Below are 15,085 nucleotides of genomic sequence, written 5' to 3'. Positions count from 1 at the left end.
GGCTCGGTGGGGTTTCAGCGGGCCGTGAGATGGTCGGCGAGGCCCTGCTTGACCCCCGCGACGAACGCGGTGATCTCCTCGGGCGTGCAGATCAGCGCGGGACCGGCGGGATCAGCCGACTGGCGCACCGCCACGCGGCCGTCGGCGAGCTGCTTCGTCTCCACGCACTGGCCCCCGTTGGGCCCGCTCCACGGACGTTCCCAGCCCTGCTCGCCGAGGTCCGAGGCGGGCATGCCGTTGTAGACGGCGCCCTCGGTGACGGTCATGAGTACTCCTTCCGCATGCGGTTCAGCAACGCCTTGCTCTCCGCCGACGAGGTCTTCAGCGACAGCCGGTTGTGCGCCTCCAAGTGGGCTACCACATCCGTGCGCTGGTCGAGATAGACGGAGGCGGAGAGGATCTCGCTGTAGACGATGTCGGGCAGCTCCCGCTCCTCGAACCGGAAATAGGTGAAGGGCGCGCACGCCCCGACGTGGGCGCCCGCGTCGAACGGCACGATGTCGACGCTGAGGTGCTCCAGCTCGGACGCCTCCAGGAGCCGGTCGATCTGCTCCCGCATCACCTCGGGGCCTCCCACCACCCGGTGCAGCACGGCCTCCTCCATCACCACCCACAGCGTGGGCGCGTCCTGCCTGGTGAGCAGGCTCTGGCGGCGCAGCCGCAGCTCCACACGCCGGTCGAGGCCGTCCTCGCCGTCGTTGGGGAAGCCGCCGCGCAGCACGGCACGCGCGTACCCGGGCGTCTGGAGCAGGCCGGTGACGTACTGCGGCTCATAGGTGCGCAGCGTTCTGGCGCCCGTCTCCAGGCTCACGTAGGCCGTGAACCAGGACGGCATCACATCGCGGTAGGGGTGCCACCAGCCGGGCTCGTTGGCCCGCTCGGCCAGGCCGGTGAACTCCTCGATCTCCTGGCCGCCGGCTCCGTAGGTCTCCAGGAGCTTCTCGACGTAGAGGATCTTCAGGCCGACCTCGGCCTTCTCCAGACGGCGGATGGTCAGCGGCGGTTCACGCCGTGCCTCCTGAGGGATCATCACGGCTGCCGACTCCGTGAGGACTTGAACGTCCCACCGGACCGTTCCGCCCGGGCGATACCGTCGTTCTGAAATTATCAGGCAGATGGTTGCAGTGTGAACTGCTTCACGAGCATAGTTACTTGTGTGACCAGGGTTCCGGAAGCAGCAACTCCCCCCACCGGGCCGTCCGTTGTCCGCTCGCCCCTTCCTTGACTGCGCCCACCCCCCACGGAAGGCGATCGCCGTGTCCCCCCACACGACATCCACTCCCCGATTCCTGGACGCGGTGCGCCCGGACCGCACCGACTGGCTGGAGCTGCCCCCACAGCGGACCAGCGTCAGAGCCGCCCGCGACGCCATGCGCGCCCGGCTGGCCGCGTGGCAGGTGCCCGACGAGGCGTGCGCGAACGCCGTGCTGCTCGTGTCCGAGCTGGTGACCAATGCCGTGCTGCACACGCTCAGCGAGCGGATCCTGTGCGGCGTCCAGCTGATGACGCACGCGCGCTTCCGGCTGGAGGTCCACGACGGCGACCTCACGGGCCGCGGCATCCCCGACCGCTGCCCGGGCCCCGACGACGAGGGCGGCCGCGGCCTGCTGCTCGTACGCGAGATAGCCGACAGCTGGGGCATCGCCCGCTCGACCCTCACCGGCGGCAACGCGGTGTGGGCGAGCCTGGGGACGGCTTCGTAACGCGGTGCGGGGACGTCACGGGGCCAAGGCTCGCGCAATGGCCTCGCGGGACGTCAGAACCCCAGCTTCCGCAACTGCCGGGGATCCCGCTGCCAGTCCTTCGCGACCTTCACGTGCAGGTCCAGGAAGACCGGTGTGCCGAGCAGCGCCTCGATCTGCTTGCGGGACTTGATGCCGACCTCCTTCAGGCGCTTGCCCTTGGGGCCGATGACGATGCCCTTCTGGCTGGGGCGCTCGATGTAGACGAAGGCGTGGATGTCGAGGAGGGGCTTGTCGGCGGGGCGGTCTTCCCGGGGGAGCATCTCCTCGACGACGACGGCGATGGAATGCGGCAGCTCGTCGCGGACGCCCTCCAGCGCGGCCTCGCGGATCAGCTCCGCGATCATGACCTGCTCGGGCTCGTCGGTGAGCTCCCCGTCGGGGTAGAGCGCCGGGCCCTCCGGCAGGAGCGGGACGATCAGGTCGGCCAGCAGGCCCACCTGCTGGTCGCCGACCGCCGACACGGGCACGATCTCCGCCCACTCGAAGCCCAGCTCCTTGCCGAGCTGGTCGATCGCGATGAGCTGCTCGGCGAGCGTCTTGCCGTCCACCAGGTCGGTCTTCGTGACGATCGCGATCTTCGGCGTCTTCTTGATGGACGCCAGTTCCTTCGCGATGAAACGGTCACCCGGACCGAGCTTCTCGTTCGCGGGCAGACAGAAGCCGATCACGTCGACCTCGGCCCACGTCGTGCGCACCACGTCGTTGAGCCGCTCCCCCAGCAGCGTGCGCGGCTTGTGCAGCCCCGGGGTGTCGACCAGGATCAGCTGGGCGTCGGGACGGTGCACGATGCCCCGCACGGTGTGCCGGGTCGTCTGCGGCTGGTCCGCCGTGATCGCCACCTTCTGGCCGACCAGAGCGTTCGTGAGGGTGGACTTGCCCGCGTTGGGGCGGCCCACGAAGCAGGCGAAGCCGGCGCGGTGGACGGTCTCGCCCGACTCTTCGGATGACTGCATGCGAACGCTCATGCCGCCCATTCTCCCTGATCCACGAAGCCCCTTCGCACAGCGGTCCGCGCGCCCCCGGCGCGGTGAGCTTCTCGAAACCCTCACGCAACGAAACACCGTGGAAACACACCCGTGCACAGCCCGAAACGCACGACGTCGACTCTCTGACGAGCCCCCGGAGCCCCCACCCCGTTGGAGACACCGTGCCTCTGGCCGCCGCAAGCGCCGACACCGGCGACACCGCCTGGCTGCTCGCCGCCACCGCCCTCGTCCTGCTGATGACCCCGGGCCTGGCCCTCTTCTACGGCGGCATGGTCCGCACGAAGAGCGTGCTCAACATGCTGATGATGAGCTTCGTGTCGATCGCCCTGGTGACGGTGGTGTGGCTGGCGGCCGGCTACTCCCTCACCTTCGGCGAGGACGCCGCCGGCGGCCTCATCGGCGGGCTGGAGCACGCAGGGATGAGCGGCCTGGGCCCGGACAGCGTCCAGGGCACGGTCCCCACCCTGCTTTTCGCCACCTTCCAGCTCACCTTCGCGATCATCACGGCCGCGCTGGTCAGCGGCGCCGTGGCCGACCGCGCCAAGTTCGGCGCGTGGCTGGTCTTCGTGCCGGTGTGGGCGCTGCTCGTATACGTTCCGGTCGCGCACTGGGTGTGGGGCCCGGGCGGCTGGATCCTGGAGAAGCTGGGCGCCCTGGACTTCGCCGGCGGGCTGCCCGTGGAGATCGTCTCCGGCGCCTCGGGGCTGGCGCTGTGCCTGGTCCTGGGCCCGCGCATGGGCTTCAAGAAGGAGGCCATGCGCCCGCACAACCTGCCCATGGTGGTGCTGGGTGCCGGTCTGCTGTGGTTCGGCTGGTTCGGCTTCAACGCCGGCTCCGCGCTCGGTGCCAACGGGCTCGCGGCCGCCGTGTTCCTCAACACCCTCGCCGCGGGCTGCACCGGCCTGCTCGGCTGGCTCTTCGTGGAGCAGAAGCGCGACGGCCACCCCACGACCCTGGGCGCCGCGTCCGGCGCGGTCGCGGGCCTGGTCGCCATCACCCCGTCCTGCGGGTCCGTCTCGCTGCTCGGCGCGCTGGTCGTGGGCCTCGCGGCCGGTGTCGTCTGCTCGTACGCCGTGAGCTGGAAGTTCAAGCTGAGCTACGACGACTCCCTGGACGTCGTCGGCGTCCACCTGGTCGGCGGTGTCATCGGCACGCTCCTCATCGGCGTCTTCGCCGAGGAGTCGATGACCGGCGGCGCCGAGGGCCTGCTCTACGGCGGCGGCCTCGGCCAGCTCGGCAAGCAGCTGGTGGCCGTGGTCGTGGTGGCGCTTTACGCGTTCGGCGTGACGTACGGGATCGGGCGGCTGATCGACGTCACGATGGGCTTCCGCGCGAGCGAGGAGCAGGAGCAGACCGGTCTGGACCTTACGGTGCACGCCGAGACGGCCTACGATCACGGGGTCCTGGGCCACGGCGCCCCGGTCTCCTCCTCCGTCGTCTCCCCCGCCCAGAAGGTCACCCCCCAGGCATGAAGCTCATCACCGCGATCGTCAAGCCGTACCGTCTCGACGAGGTCAAGAACGCCCTGCAGGAACTCGGCGTGCACGGGCTGACCGTGAGCGAGGCCAGTGGCTACGGCCGGCAGCGCGGCCACACCGAGGTGTACCGCGGTGCCGAGTACCAGGTCGACCTCGTGCCCAAGGTCCGGATCGAGGTCGTCGTCGAGGACGCGGACGCGGAGGCGGTCATCGACGCGGTCGTGAAGGCCGCGCACACCGGCAAGATCGGCGACGGCAAGGTGTGGGCGCTGCCCGTCGACACCGTCGTGCGGGTGCGGACGGGCGAGCGCGGCCCCGACGCGCTCTGACGCCGGGGCCGCACCGCCTTCGTTCTCAGTCGAACACGAACGGGCCCGGCGACTGCGGCCCGGCCGCCGTGCAGGTGATGGTGATGCCGAAGACGGTCATCTTCAGCGAGCCGCCGAAGGCCTCCAGGCTGTCGCCGGAGGCCACGGTGCCGGTGAGGGGACCGACTTCGACCGGGGCCCCGGCGGCTATCGCCGGGTTCTCCGTGCCGGTGAAGTCGACGGTGCCGCCGCCGCTCTTCACCAGGGTGAGGGTGGACGAGATCGAGTCCTCTCCCAGCGCGATGGGCGCCGTGATCGCGGAGGACTTGACCGTGAGGGTGGCGGCGGTGCCGTCCTGCGTGGCCGTGAGGGTGGCCTCGCCACTGCCGAAGGCGCCGCAGTCCGCGCTGATCGTCGCCGTCTGGGGGGTGACGGCGAGGGCCGCGGGGGCGAAGGCGAGTCCGGTGACCGCGAGGGCCCCGGCCGCCAGTGCCGCACCTGCTCCGATTCGCTTGCATCTCATGGGATTCCGGCTCCCTTTCCATGTGGGGGGACCGCTCGGCAGGTGAGTGCGGGCACGCTGCGCGAGAGCCGAACCTGACGGTCCGTCGGAACTTACGGTTCCATTGATGCGCGTGGGGCAGGGGGCGGCAAGGTTGAAAACTGGCCTAATTACCGGTGGTTACAGCGAAGTTCGGCCAACACATCAGCCAGCGGTCACGGTGGCCCTGACCGTCCCGTCGGGCCCGGCCACCAACACCGGCGTCTGCGCACTGCCGAGATCCCGCACCGCCGCCCGGTCCTGTTCGGACGCGGTCTCCGCCTCGGTCACGACCGCCGCCGCCTCCAGGGACGTCGCGCCCGAGGCCACCGCCATCGCCACCGCAGTCTGCAGGGCACTGAGCTTCAGGGAGTCGAGGGCCACGGTGCCCGCGACATAGGTACGTCCGGTCTCGTCCCGTACGGCCGCCCCCTCGGGCACGCCGTTGCGGGCCCGCGCGGAACGGGCCAGGGTGACGATCTTGCGGTCCTCGGGGTCGAGCGCGCTGCTGTCGGTCATGATCCGAGCATACGGAAGCCTCAGGAGCGGTCGAGGCGCAGGCGATCCGCTCGGGGCAGACCCGCGACGACCAGGTCGTACGAGTCCTCGATGAGCTCCCTGACGAGCTGGTCCGGGAGCCCCCCGTCCACCGTCACCGTGTTCCAGTGGCGTTTGTTCATGTGCCAGCCGGGGACGATCAGCCCCTCGTACTCGCCGCGGAGGCGGACCGCCTCGTCCGGGTCGCACTTGAGATTGGCCTTCAGGGGCCGCGCGTCGAGGTACGACAGCGCGAAGAGCTTCCCCCGCACCTTGAAGACCGAGATCTCCGGGCTGAACGGAAAGTCCTCCACCGCCGCGTTGAAGGACAGGCAGAACGCGCGCAGCTCCTGCGGGGTCATTCCGGCTTCTCCTCCCGTGAGGGCGGCTCCGCCGGGCCCAGCGGCTCCGCCAGCACCGTCACGATCTTGTTCCGGCGGCCGGCCGCGGCCTCCGCGGTCAGGCGCAGCTCCCGGCCGTCGGGCAGGTCGACGACGGACGAGGCACCGGCGATGGGCACCCGGCCCAGCGCCTTGGCCAGCAGCCCGCCGACTGTCTCGACGTCCTCGTCGTCGAACTCCTCCAGGCCGTACAGCTCGCCCAGATCGCCGATGTCGAGGCGGGCCGTGACGCGGAAGCGGTCGTCGCCGAGCTCCTCGACGGGCGGCAGTTCACGGTCGTACTCGTCGGTGATCTCGCCGACGATCTCCTCGAGGATGTCCTCGATGGTGACGATGCCGGCCGTGCCGCCGTACTCGTCGATGACGACCGCGACGTGGTTGCGTTCCTTCTGCATCTCGCGCAGCAGGTCGCCGGCGTTCTTGGTGTCGGGCACGAAGAACGCCGGGCGCATCGCCGTGGACACCTGCTCGGACTCGGCGTCGCGGCTGATGTGCGTCTTGCGGACCAGGTCCTTGAGATACACGATGCCGACGATGTCGTCCTCGCTCTCCCCGGTGACCGGGATGCGCGAGAAGCCGGAGCGCAGGGCGAGGGTGAGGGCCTGGCGGATGGTCTTGAAGCGCTCGATCACCACCAGGTCCGTCCGCGGGACCATGACCTCGCGGACGAGGGTGTCGCCCAGCTCGAAGACGGAGTGCACCATGCGGCGCTCCTCGTCCTCGATGAGGGACTCCTTCTCGGCGAGGTCGACCAGGGCACGCAGCTCCGCCTCGGAGGCGAAGGGGCCGCGGCGGAAGCCCTTGCCGGGGGTGAGCGCGTTGCCGATGAGGATCAGCAGCGACGGGATCGGGCCCATGATCCGGGCCAGGGGCACCAGGACGTACGCCGAGACCGTCGCGGTGTTCAGCGGGTGCTGGCGGCCGATGGTGCGCGGGGACACGCCGACGGCGACGTACGACACGAGCACCATGACCGCGATGGCGACCAGCAGTGCCTCGGTCGTGCCGTCGAACTCCTTCAGGCAGCCGTAGGTGATCAGCGCGGCGGCGGCCATCTCGCAGGCGACGCGGACCAGCAGCGCCACGTTGAGGTAGCGGGTCGGGTCGGCGGCGACCTGGGACAGCTTGGCGCTGCCGCGGCGGCCGGAGCGCACGGCCTCCTCGGCGCGGAAGCTGGAGACGCGTGCGAGGCCCGCCTCCGCACAGGCGGCGAGCCAGGCCACGACGACCAGGGCGATGGCGCCCAGGGCGAGTTGAGGACTCATCGGCGAGCGCTACGAGACCGTCGGCGCCGGGGACGGGCCGGTCAGGCCCCGCTCCGCGCGCCAGCCGTCCACGATGGCCGCCTGGAGGCCGAACATCTCGGCCTTCTCGTCCGGCTCCTCGTGGTCGTAGCCCAGCAGGTGCAGCACGCCGTGCACGGTGAGCAGTTGGAGCTCCTCGTCCATGGAGTGCTGCGTCTCCGCTTCCTTGCCCTGCCTCAGCGCGACCTCGGGACACAGCACGATGTCGCCGAGGAGTCCCTGCGGCGGCTCGTCGTCGTCCTTGGAGGGCGGGCGCAGCTCGTCCATGGGAAAGGACATGACATCCGTCGGACCGGGGAGGTCCATCCACTGGATGTGGAGCTGCTCCATGGCGTCGGCGTCCACGACGATCACCGAGAGCTCGGAGAGCGGGTGGATGCGCATCCGAGCGAGCGCGTAGCGGGCGATGTCGAGGATCGCCTGCTCGTCGACCTCGGTGCCGGACTCGTTGTTGACGTCGATCGACATGGTGCTGTGTGTGTCTACTTCCCCTTGTGCCCGGACTTGCCCCGGCTCTTGTGCGTGCCGTTCTGGGTGCCGTGCGTGGTGTCGTACTTCTCGTACGCGTCGACGATACGGCCCACCAGCTTGTGCCGGACCACGTCCTGCGACGACAGCCGGGAGAAGTGGACGTCGTCCACGCCGTCCAGGATGTCCTGCACCTGCCGCAGACCGCTCTTCGTCCCGTCCGGCAGGTCGACCTGCGTCACGTCACCCGTGATCACGATCTTCGACTCGAAGCCGAGGCGGGTGAGGAACATCTTCATCTGTTCGGGGCTGGTGTTCTGGGCCTCGTCCAGGATGATGAAGGCGTCGTTGAGCGTGCGGCCGCGCATGTAGGCGAGCGGCGCGACCTCGATGGTGCCCGCGGCCATCAGGCGCGGGATCGAGTCCGGGTCGAGCATGTCGTGCAGCGCGTCGTAGAGCGGGCGCAGGTACGGGTCGATCTTCTCGTAGAGCGTGCCCGGGAGGAAACCGAGCCGCTCGCCGGCCTCGACCGCCGGGCGGGTCAGGATGATGCGGTTGACCTGCTTGGACTGCAGGGCCTGTACGGCCTTGGCCATGGCCAGGTACGTCTTGCCGGTGCCCGCGGGGCCGATGCCGAAGACGATGGTGTGCTTGTCGATGGCGTCGACGTAGCGCTTCTGGTTGAGCGTCTTGGGACGGATCGTGCGGCCGCGGGAGGACAGGATGTTCTGCGTGAGCACCTCGGCGGGGGTCTCCTGGCCGTCGCTCTCGCCGTTGTCGCTCGCCTTCAGCATGGCGATCGAGCGTTCCACTGCGTCCTCCGTCATCGGCTGCCCGGTGCGGAGCACCAGCATCATCTCGTCGAACACGCGCGAAATGAGGGCGACGTCCTTCTGGTCGCCTACCGCGCTGATCTCGTTGCCCCGGACGTGGATGTCGGCCGCCGGGAAGGCCTTCTCGATCACGCGCAGGAGGGAGTCGCCGGACCCCAGAACGGTCACCATGGGGTGCTGGGCGGGGACGGTGAGCCGTGCTCTCGCCTGGTCCTGCGCGGGGGTGTGAGCTGTCGGTGATTGAGTCATGGGCCGGCGCTGAAGGCCTGCGGTTCCTCCTCGTCACGGCCGCACAGCTGAGGGCGGCCTCGCGATTCCCAGGGTACGACGGGGGAGTGACAACGCCGTAGGGGTTTTGGGGGCGGGGCCGGAAAGACGAGGCGACGGCGGCTCTCGACCGAGCGCTTCGGAGGCGAGGGCACTTCCTGGCCGACAGGTACGGGCGGCGGGTGGCCGGGGGTCCAGGGGGCGGAGCCCCCTGGCGGGCCATGAGGGTCACGCCGAGCGCCGGAAGCCGATCGTGGGGACGGCACGCCGCAACGGCCAGGGCCTGACCAGTTCCTCCGACACCAGCCCCGCCAGGAACCCGTACCTCTCCAGCGCCACCGGCGACTGCCCCTCGACCGACTGCACCTTCCGCCACCACGCCGCGATCTCCGACCACCCCGGCGCCGACAGCGACCCCCCGAACTCCTGCACCGACAGTGCCGCCGTCAACCCGGCGAAGGCCAGCCGGTCGGCGAGCGGCCAGTCCGCCAGCGTGCCGGCCACGAACCCGGCGACGAACACGTCTCCGGCACCGGTCGGATCGAGCGCCTCGACGGCGATGGCCGGCACCTCCGCCGTCTCCCCCGTGCGCCGGTCCACCGCGTACGCCCCGTCGGCGCCGAGGGTCACCACGGCGACCGGCACGTGCTCGGTCAGGGCATGGGCGGCGTCCCGGGGGCAGTCCGCGCCCGTGTACCGCATGGCCTCCTGCGCGTTCGGCAGGAACGCCTCGCAGTGCCGCAGGTCGGGCAGGCCCGCCAGGTCCCACGCCCCGGTGTCGTCCCAGCCGACGTCACCGAACACGCGGGTGCCGTTGCTCGCGGCCTGGGCGATCCAGGGCGCGCTCACGCCGGGCGCGAGGGAGGCGACGGCGGCACGCGCGCGGGGCGGGCACGCGGGGGCGGGCTCCTCGGGGGGTGGTTCGTGACCATGGGAGACCATCGTGCGCTCGCCCTCGTAGGCCATGGAGACGGTCACCGGGGAGTGCCAGCCGGGCACCCTGCGCGACGGGGAGAGGTCGATGCCCTCGCCGTGTTCCAGGGCGTCCCAGCAGTAGTCGCCGTAGTGGTCGTCGCCGAAGGCCGCCGCGAGGGACGTACGCAGGCCGAGGCGGGCCAGGGCGGTCGCCATGTTGGCGACGCCGCCGGGGCTCGATCCCATCCCGCGCGCCCAGGACTCCGTCCCGCGCACGGGGGCGGAGTCGAGGCCGGTGAAGATGATGTCCAGGAAGACGGTGCCGGTGAGGTAGACGTCCCAGGGCGGGTCGTCCGGTGTGCGCAGGGGGGCGAGGGGGTCGACCTGGCTTGGGCGGTGCGATGCCTTTCCGGCCGGGCCTTTTCCGGCCGGGGCGGTGGACGCGGTCACGATGCGCTCCCTGACGTGGTGCGGATCAGGCCAGTCTGCACCACATCGCCGACGACGTGACGCCGATCACCCCGGGCCCACCCGTCCCCGGGGCTCGCGCAGGGCCTCCCGTCCCCCCGCCGCGGCGCCGACAGGCCCTACCAGCGGGGCATCACGGGGGTCACCCAGTCCGGGTCGGTGATCCGCATCGCCGCCGCGTCGTCGCGATCCCGCAGGGCACCGTCGTCGTCCAGCCACCGCCGGTGCAGCGCGGCGAGCCGCTCGTGGTCGAGCTCCACGCCGAGGCCGGGCGCGTCGGACACGGCGACCCTGCCGCCCTCGAAGGCGAGCCGCTCGGTGAGGACGTCCTCGGACTGCCAGGGGTAGTGGGAGTCGCAGGCGTGGTGGAGGTTCGGGACGGTGGCCGCCACGTGGGTCATCGCGGCGAGCGAGATGCCGAGGTGGGTGTTGGAGTGCATCGACACTCCGACCCCGAAGGTGCGGCAGACGGCGGCGAGCTGCTGGGTGTTGCGCAGTCCGCCCCAGTAGTGGTGGTCGGAGAGGACCACCTGGACGGCGCCCCGGGTGAAGGCCTCCTTGATCTCGGCGAACGTCGTCACGCACATGTTGGTGGCGAGCGGCACTCCGGTGCGCTCGGCGACCTCGGCCATGGCGGGTGTGCCGAGCGCCGGGTCCTCCAGGTACTCGAGGACGTCCCCGAGCTCCCGGGCCACCGTCACGGACGTCTCCACGGACCAGGCGCCGTTCGGGTCGAGCCGCAGCGGGTGCCCGGGAAAGGCCTCGGCGAGGGCCTTGATCGCCGCGATCTCCTCGCCGGGCGGGAAGACGCCGCCCTTGAGCTTGAAGGAGGTGAAGCCGTAGCGCTCCGTGAAGCGGCGGGCCTGCTCCACCACGCCCGCCGGGTCGAGGGCGGCGCCCCAGTCGTCCTTCTCGGCCGCCACACCCTCCGGGTGGCCGGCCCACTTGTAGAACAGGTAGGCGCTGTACTCGACGGCGTCGCGCACCTTGCCGCCGAGCAGCGCGTGCAGGGGCAGCCCGAGCGCCTTGCCGAGGGCGTCCAGGCAGGCGACCTCGAAGCCGGAGACGACGGACAGCCGCAGCTTGTCGGCGGTCTGGACGCCGCGCAGCCCGCCGACGTCGACGGCGTTCTCGACGCGGGAGTCGTCCACCGCGACTTGGTCCGCGACCGTGAACAGGCCGTTCAGGTCGCTGACCTGGCGTCCCTTCAGCCGCTCGGCGAACGGCCGGGCCAGTTCCAGGTACTTGGCGTCGCCATAGGTCTCCCCCACGCCGGTGATCCCGTCGGCGGTGACGACCTCGACGATCAGCCGGGGAGTGTACGGCTGGTGCACGCCCTGGGTGTTCAGCAGCGGCGGGTCGGCGACCAGGATCGGCGTGAGCCGTACGTCGGTGATGGTGAGGTCCACGGAGCCGTCTCCTCATGTAGATGTGATCCACGTATGAGAATGCGGGTCGCATAGGGGAACGTCAACCGTCCGGGCGGCCCGATTACCATCGGCGCATGTCAGAGACAGGGGGCGTCCGCGAGGTGAAGTCCGCGGCGCGCACGGTCGAGCTGCTGGAACTCCTCGCCGCGCGCGGCGACCGTCCGGCCCGGCTCCAGGAGCTGGCCGGCGAACTCGGCGTGCCGCGCAGCTCGATGTACGCGCTGCTGCAGACCCTGATCTCGCGCGGCTGGGTCCGCACCGACATCACCGGCTCCCTGTACGGCATCGGCATCCACGCCCTGCTCACCGGCACGAGCTACCTGGACTCCGACCCCCGGGTCCGGGCCGTACGGCCGTACCTCGACGAGGCGTCCGAGGCGCTCGGCGAGACCATCCACATGGGCCGGCTGGACGGCCGGGACGTGGCGTACCTGGCGACGCGGGAGTCGCACGAGTACCTGCGCACGATCAGCCGGGTGGGACGGCGCCTGCCCGCGCACGCCGGAGCCCTCGGCAAGGCGCTGCTGGCGGAACGCCCGGACGGGGAGCTGCCCGAGGGCCCGTACGAGGCGCTCACCCCGAACTCGCACACAAGCAGGGGATCCCTGGCGGCCGACCTCGCGCGGATCCGGTCACGCGGCTGGTCCGTGGACCGTGAGGAGGGCGTGCCCGGCATCGTCGGCTTCGGATTCGCCCTGCGCTACGACACCCCGGCACAGGACGCGATCAGCTGCTCGGTGCCGGTCGCCCGGCTCACACCCGAGCACGAGGAGCGGATCGTCGCCGTGATGCGGGAGGTCCGGGCGAAGGCCGAGGTGGCCGTTCCGGCGGGACCCGGAGCGGTGCACTGGCGTTAGCCGGAGCGCCCACGAGCGTCGGCGAAAGCACGCTCGACGCCCGGCAAAAGCCACGCGTCTACCCGGGCTTCACCACCCCAAACGCAACGTGCTCCAGATCACACCCCCCGGGCTCCCGTGGGTGACTACGTGCTTGATACAAATTGCTCGCGCGTTCCTGTCCGTCGACGGTCGTCGCCCAATCCCCCCTTTTCCCCGCTCCTTTCGCATGCCCTGGGAACGCCCGTGTTCGCCCCCCGCACCACTCCCTGGCCCCTCGTCGCCCTTTTCACGGCCGGGTACCTCGCTCCGTACTTGCTGCCCACCACCGTCGGCAGACTCGATTCGGACCTTCCGCTCTCCGCCACCCAGGCCGGTGCCGTCGGCAGCGCCCTGCTCCTGAGTTCGGCCGCCGCCGGATTCGCCCTGGCCTCCCGGGTCGAGCGGGTCGGAGCCCGCACCCTCGCCCGGCTCGGCCTCGCCCTGGCCCTGCTCGGCTACGGCGCCGCCGCCCTGACCACCGCGATTCCCGCCGTCGTCGCCGGCGCGATCGTCGGCGGGTTCGGCTCCGGCACGGCCACCACCGTCGCCGCGACCCTCATCGCCGGTCAGCGGGATCCGCACCGGGCCTCCACGGCCGGGCTGCTCAGCGTCTCCGCGCTCGCGGGCGCCGTCTATCTGACGGTGCCGCACCTCGGCCCCGGCCACGGTCTGCCGCTGGCCGCGATCGCCCTGACGGCCCTGGCGGTCTGGCCGCTCACCGGCCGGCTGCCCGTCGGCACGCCCGTCGCGCCCGCCACCCGGCACGACAACGCCCGGCTGCCACACGCCCGTTCGGGGCTGCTCCTGGCGGGTGCGATGGTGTGCTGGTCGCTCGCCCAGAACTCCCTGTGGGGCGTCAGCGGCCGGATCGGCCTCGAACAGGTGCACCTCGGCGAGGCGACCGTCGGCGTGGTCTTCGCCCTCGGGCTGGGCGCGGGCCTGGCCGGAGTCCTCGCGGCGGGCGCCCTCGGGGCCCGCCTCGGACGCGCGATACCCATCGGCGGCGGCACCGTCCTCATCGCCGCCTGCATCACGCTCAGCGCCTCCGCGACCGACCTGGGGAGCTTCGCGGCCGGCGAGATCGCCTGGAACACGCTCTACCCGGTGGTGCTGTCGTACCTCATCGGCCTCGCCGCCTCGCTCGACCCGCGCGGCCGCTGGGCTGTGCTGGTCGGCTCGGCGTCCTCACTGGGCACCGCCGCGGGGCCGCTGACCGGCAGTGTGCTGTCGGCGCAGGCCGGATTCCCGGTCATGGGCGCGGTCCTCGGCGCGGGACTGCTGGTGATCGCCCTGCCGATGACCGCCGTCGCCCTGCACACCGGCGGACGTCCGATGCTGCCCGGCACGATCCGCCGCCGCGGCGGGCATCCTGCCGCCCTGGTAGCCGCCGCCCCGGGTGCCCACACCGGCGCTGTTCCCGAGATCGGTGCCCCGGAACAGCCGGTGATCGAGATCGAGGTGGAGACCCCGGCCGTCCCCGCCCAGCGTGCCTACGACAAGGCGGGGTCGGAGCTCTTCTGACCTGCTCGGACTATCCGAAGGTGTAGGACTCCACCTCGGCGAGATACCGCGCCCGCAGCTCCTCGTCGTCCTCCAGGAAGGAGGCGAGGAAGGAGTTGCGGGCGAGCTCGCGCAGCCGCTCCTCGGTGAGCCCGAGGGTGGCGCGCACTGCGTCGAAGTTGTCGCCGGCGTAGCCGCCGAAGTAGGCCGGGTCGTCGGAGTTGACCGTGCACATGAGGCCCGCGTCGAGCATGGCGGGCAGCGGGTGGTCGGCGAGGGTGTCGACCGTGCGCAGCCGGACGTTGGACAGCGGGCACAGTGTCAGCGGCACCCGGTCGCGCACCAGCCGCTCCACCAGCGCCGGGTCCTCCACGCAGCGCAGCCCGTGGTCGACGCGCTCCACGCCGAGGATGTCCAGCGCCTCGGTGATGTACTCCGGCGGGCCCTCCTCGCCGGCGTGGGCGACGCGCCGCAGACCGAGCGCGGCGGCGGCCTCGTAGACCTCGCGGAACTTCACCGGAGGGTGTCCGACCTCGGCGGAGTCCAGGCCGACGCCGGTGATCCGGTCCAGGTACGGCTTCGCCGCGTCCAGCGTGGCCAGGGCCGATTCGGCGGACTCGTCGCGCAGGAAGCACAGGATCAGGCGGGTCGAGACACCGTGATTGGCCTCGCTGTTCCCGAGCGCCCGCCACAGCCCCTCGACGACCGTGCCGATCTCCAGGCCGCGGCTGGTGTGGGCCTGCGGGTCGAAGAAGATCTCCGCGTGCCGCACGCCCTGCGCGGCGGCCCGGGCGAGATAGGCGTTCGCCAGGTCCTCGAAGTCCCGCTCGGTGCGCAGGACGGCCATGAGCTCGTAGTACAGGTTCAGGAAGGACTGCAGGTCCTCGAACCGGTAGGCCTCGCGCAGCTCGTCCGTGTCGGCGTAGGGCAGCGTGACGCCGTTGCGCGCGGCGAGCTCGAAGGCGAGCTCCGGTTCCAGGGTGCCTTCGATGTGAAGGTGCAGTTCGGCTTTGGGGAGGGACATCA

General features: G+C 71.2%; 17 protein-coding genes. 5 read left to right on the top strand and 12 right to left on the bottom strand.

Features of this window, described 5'->3' with window-relative positions; all coding sequences use genetic code 11:
• Positions 1 to 14: 14 nt before the first annotated feature.
• Together ABTX60_RS06300 and ABTX60_RS06295 are read right to left on the bottom strand one after the other, a co-directional pair.
• Positions 15 to 266 (bottom strand): DUF397 domain-containing protein, encoded by a 252-nt coding sequence (locus ABTX60_RS06300; protein WP_352095898.1) that lies wholly within the window; start codon positions 264 to 266, stop codon positions 15 to 17.
• On the bottom strand, positions 263 to 1,105 hold the full coding sequence (locus tag ABTX60_RS06295) for a Sco1979 family transcriptional regulator (RefSeq protein WP_502992287.1): 843 nt from the start codon (positions 1,103 to 1,105) through the stop codon (positions 263 to 265). The genes ABTX60_RS06300 and ABTX60_RS06295 overlap by 4 nt, the downstream gene beginning before the upstream one ends.
• Positions 1,106 to 1,256: 151 nt before the next feature.
• On the opposite strand from ABTX60_RS06295, the gene ABTX60_RS06290 reads away from it, so the two are divergent.
• Positions 1,257 to 1,703: an ATP-binding protein gene (locus tag ABTX60_RS06290; protein WP_352095897.1), complete on the top strand. Its 447-nt coding sequence runs from the start codon at positions 1,257 to 1,259 to the stop codon at positions 1,701 to 1,703.
• 53 nt (positions 1,704 to 1,756) lie between these two features.
• Here ABTX60_RS06290 and era read toward each other — a convergent pair whose 3' ends face one another.
• Positions 1,757 to 2,719 (bottom strand): GTPase Era, encoded by a 963-nt coding sequence (era, locus tag ABTX60_RS06285; protein WP_352095896.1) that lies wholly within the window; start codon positions 2,717 to 2,719, stop codon positions 1,757 to 1,759.
• Positions 2,720 to 2,892: 173 nt separating this feature from the next.
• Here era and ABTX60_RS06280 point away from each other — a divergent pair, with 173 nt between their 5' ends.
• Positions 2,893 to 4,203, top strand: a complete 1,311-nt coding sequence (locus ABTX60_RS06280; RefSeq protein ID WP_352095895.1) for an ammonium transporter — start codon at positions 2,893 to 2,895, stop codon at positions 4,201 to 4,203.
• Complete coding sequence (locus ABTX60_RS06275) at positions 4,200 to 4,538, top strand: P-II family nitrogen regulator (protein WP_053669183.1); 339 nt, start codon at positions 4,200 to 4,202, stop codon at positions 4,536 to 4,538. The genes ABTX60_RS06280 and ABTX60_RS06275 overlap by 4 nt, the downstream gene beginning before the upstream one ends.
• 25 nt (positions 4,539 to 4,563) lie before the next feature.
• Here the strand turns inward: ABTX60_RS06275 and ABTX60_RS06270 are convergent, their stop codons facing one another.
• The 8 genes from ABTX60_RS06270 to ABTX60_RS06235 all read right to left on the bottom strand — a co-directional run bounded on the left by ABTX60_RS06270 (position 4,564) and on the right by ABTX60_RS06235 (position 11,660).
• Positions 4,564 to 5,040: a hypothetical protein gene (locus tag ABTX60_RS06270; RefSeq protein ID WP_352095894.1), complete on the bottom strand. Its 477-nt coding sequence runs from the start codon at positions 5,038 to 5,040 to the stop codon at positions 4,564 to 4,566.
• Positions 5,041 to 5,223: 183 nt separating this feature from the next.
• Complete coding sequence (locus ABTX60_RS06265) at positions 5,224 to 5,577, bottom strand: cytidine deaminase-like protein (protein WP_352095893.1); 354 nt, start codon at positions 5,575 to 5,577, stop codon at positions 5,224 to 5,226.
• A 20-nt stretch (positions 5,578 to 5,597) separates the two neighbouring features.
• A complete protein-coding gene (locus ABTX60_RS06260; protein ID WP_352095892.1) occupies positions 5,598 to 5,957 on the bottom strand; it encodes an MmcQ/YjbR family DNA-binding protein in 360 nt (119 codons plus the stop codon).
• Positions 5,954 to 7,261, bottom strand: a complete 1,308-nt coding sequence (locus tag ABTX60_RS06255) for a hemolysin family protein (RefSeq protein WP_352095891.1) — start codon at positions 7,259 to 7,261, stop codon at positions 5,954 to 5,956. The genes ABTX60_RS06260 and ABTX60_RS06255 overlap by 4 nt, the downstream gene beginning before the upstream one ends.
• Before the next feature lie 9 nt (positions 7,262 to 7,270).
• Positions 7,271 to 7,768, bottom strand: a complete 498-nt coding sequence (gene ybeY / locus ABTX60_RS06250; RefSeq protein ID WP_352095890.1) for an rRNA maturation RNase YbeY — start codon at positions 7,766 to 7,768, stop codon at positions 7,271 to 7,273.
• Between the two features lie 14 nt (positions 7,769 to 7,782).
• On the bottom strand, positions 7,783 to 8,850 hold the full coding sequence (locus ABTX60_RS06245) for a PhoH family protein (protein ID WP_352095889.1): 1,068 nt from the start codon (positions 8,848 to 8,850) through the stop codon (positions 7,783 to 7,785).
• A gap of 246 nt (positions 8,851 to 9,096) precedes the next feature.
• Complete coding sequence (locus tag ABTX60_RS06240; RefSeq protein ID WP_352095888.1) at positions 9,097 to 10,233, bottom strand: carbohydrate kinase family protein; 1,137 nt, start codon at positions 10,231 to 10,233, stop codon at positions 9,097 to 9,099.
• A 137-nt stretch (positions 10,234 to 10,370) separates the two neighbouring features.
• Positions 10,371 to 11,660, bottom strand: coding sequence for a glucarate dehydratase family protein (locus ABTX60_RS06235; protein ID WP_352095887.1), 1,290 nt, complete (start codon positions 11,658 to 11,660; stop codon positions 10,371 to 10,373).
• Between the two features lie 95 nt (positions 11,661 to 11,755).
• Here ABTX60_RS06235 and ABTX60_RS06230 point away from each other — a divergent pair, with 95 nt between their 5' ends.
• Entirely contained in the window at positions 11,756 to 12,538 is a 783-nt protein-coding gene (locus tag ABTX60_RS06230) for an IclR family transcriptional regulator (protein WP_352095886.1), read from the top strand.
• A 225-nt stretch (positions 12,539 to 12,763) separates the two neighbouring features.
• Positions 12,764 to 14,080 carry an MFS transporter gene (locus tag ABTX60_RS06225; RefSeq protein ID WP_352095885.1) on the top strand — a complete coding sequence of 439 codons (1,317 nt, stop codon included), beginning with the start codon at positions 12,764 to 12,766 and terminating at the stop codon, positions 14,078 to 14,080.
• A 10-nt stretch (positions 14,081 to 14,090) separates the two neighbouring features.
• Here ABTX60_RS06225 and ABTX60_RS06220 read toward each other — a convergent pair whose 3' ends face one another.
• Positions 14,091 to 15,083: an adenosine deaminase gene (locus ABTX60_RS06220; protein ID WP_352095884.1), complete on the bottom strand. Its 993-nt coding sequence runs from the start codon at positions 15,081 to 15,083 to the stop codon at positions 14,091 to 14,093.
• Between the last annotated feature and the right edge of the window lie 2 nt (positions 15,084 to 15,085).

This window comes from Streptomyces sp. NPDC126510, from assembly GCF_040302345.1.
Classification (GTDB): Bacteria; Actinomycetota; Actinomycetes; order Streptomycetales; family Streptomycetaceae; genus Streptomyces.
This window is presented reverse-complemented; position numbering and strand designations above follow the sequence as displayed.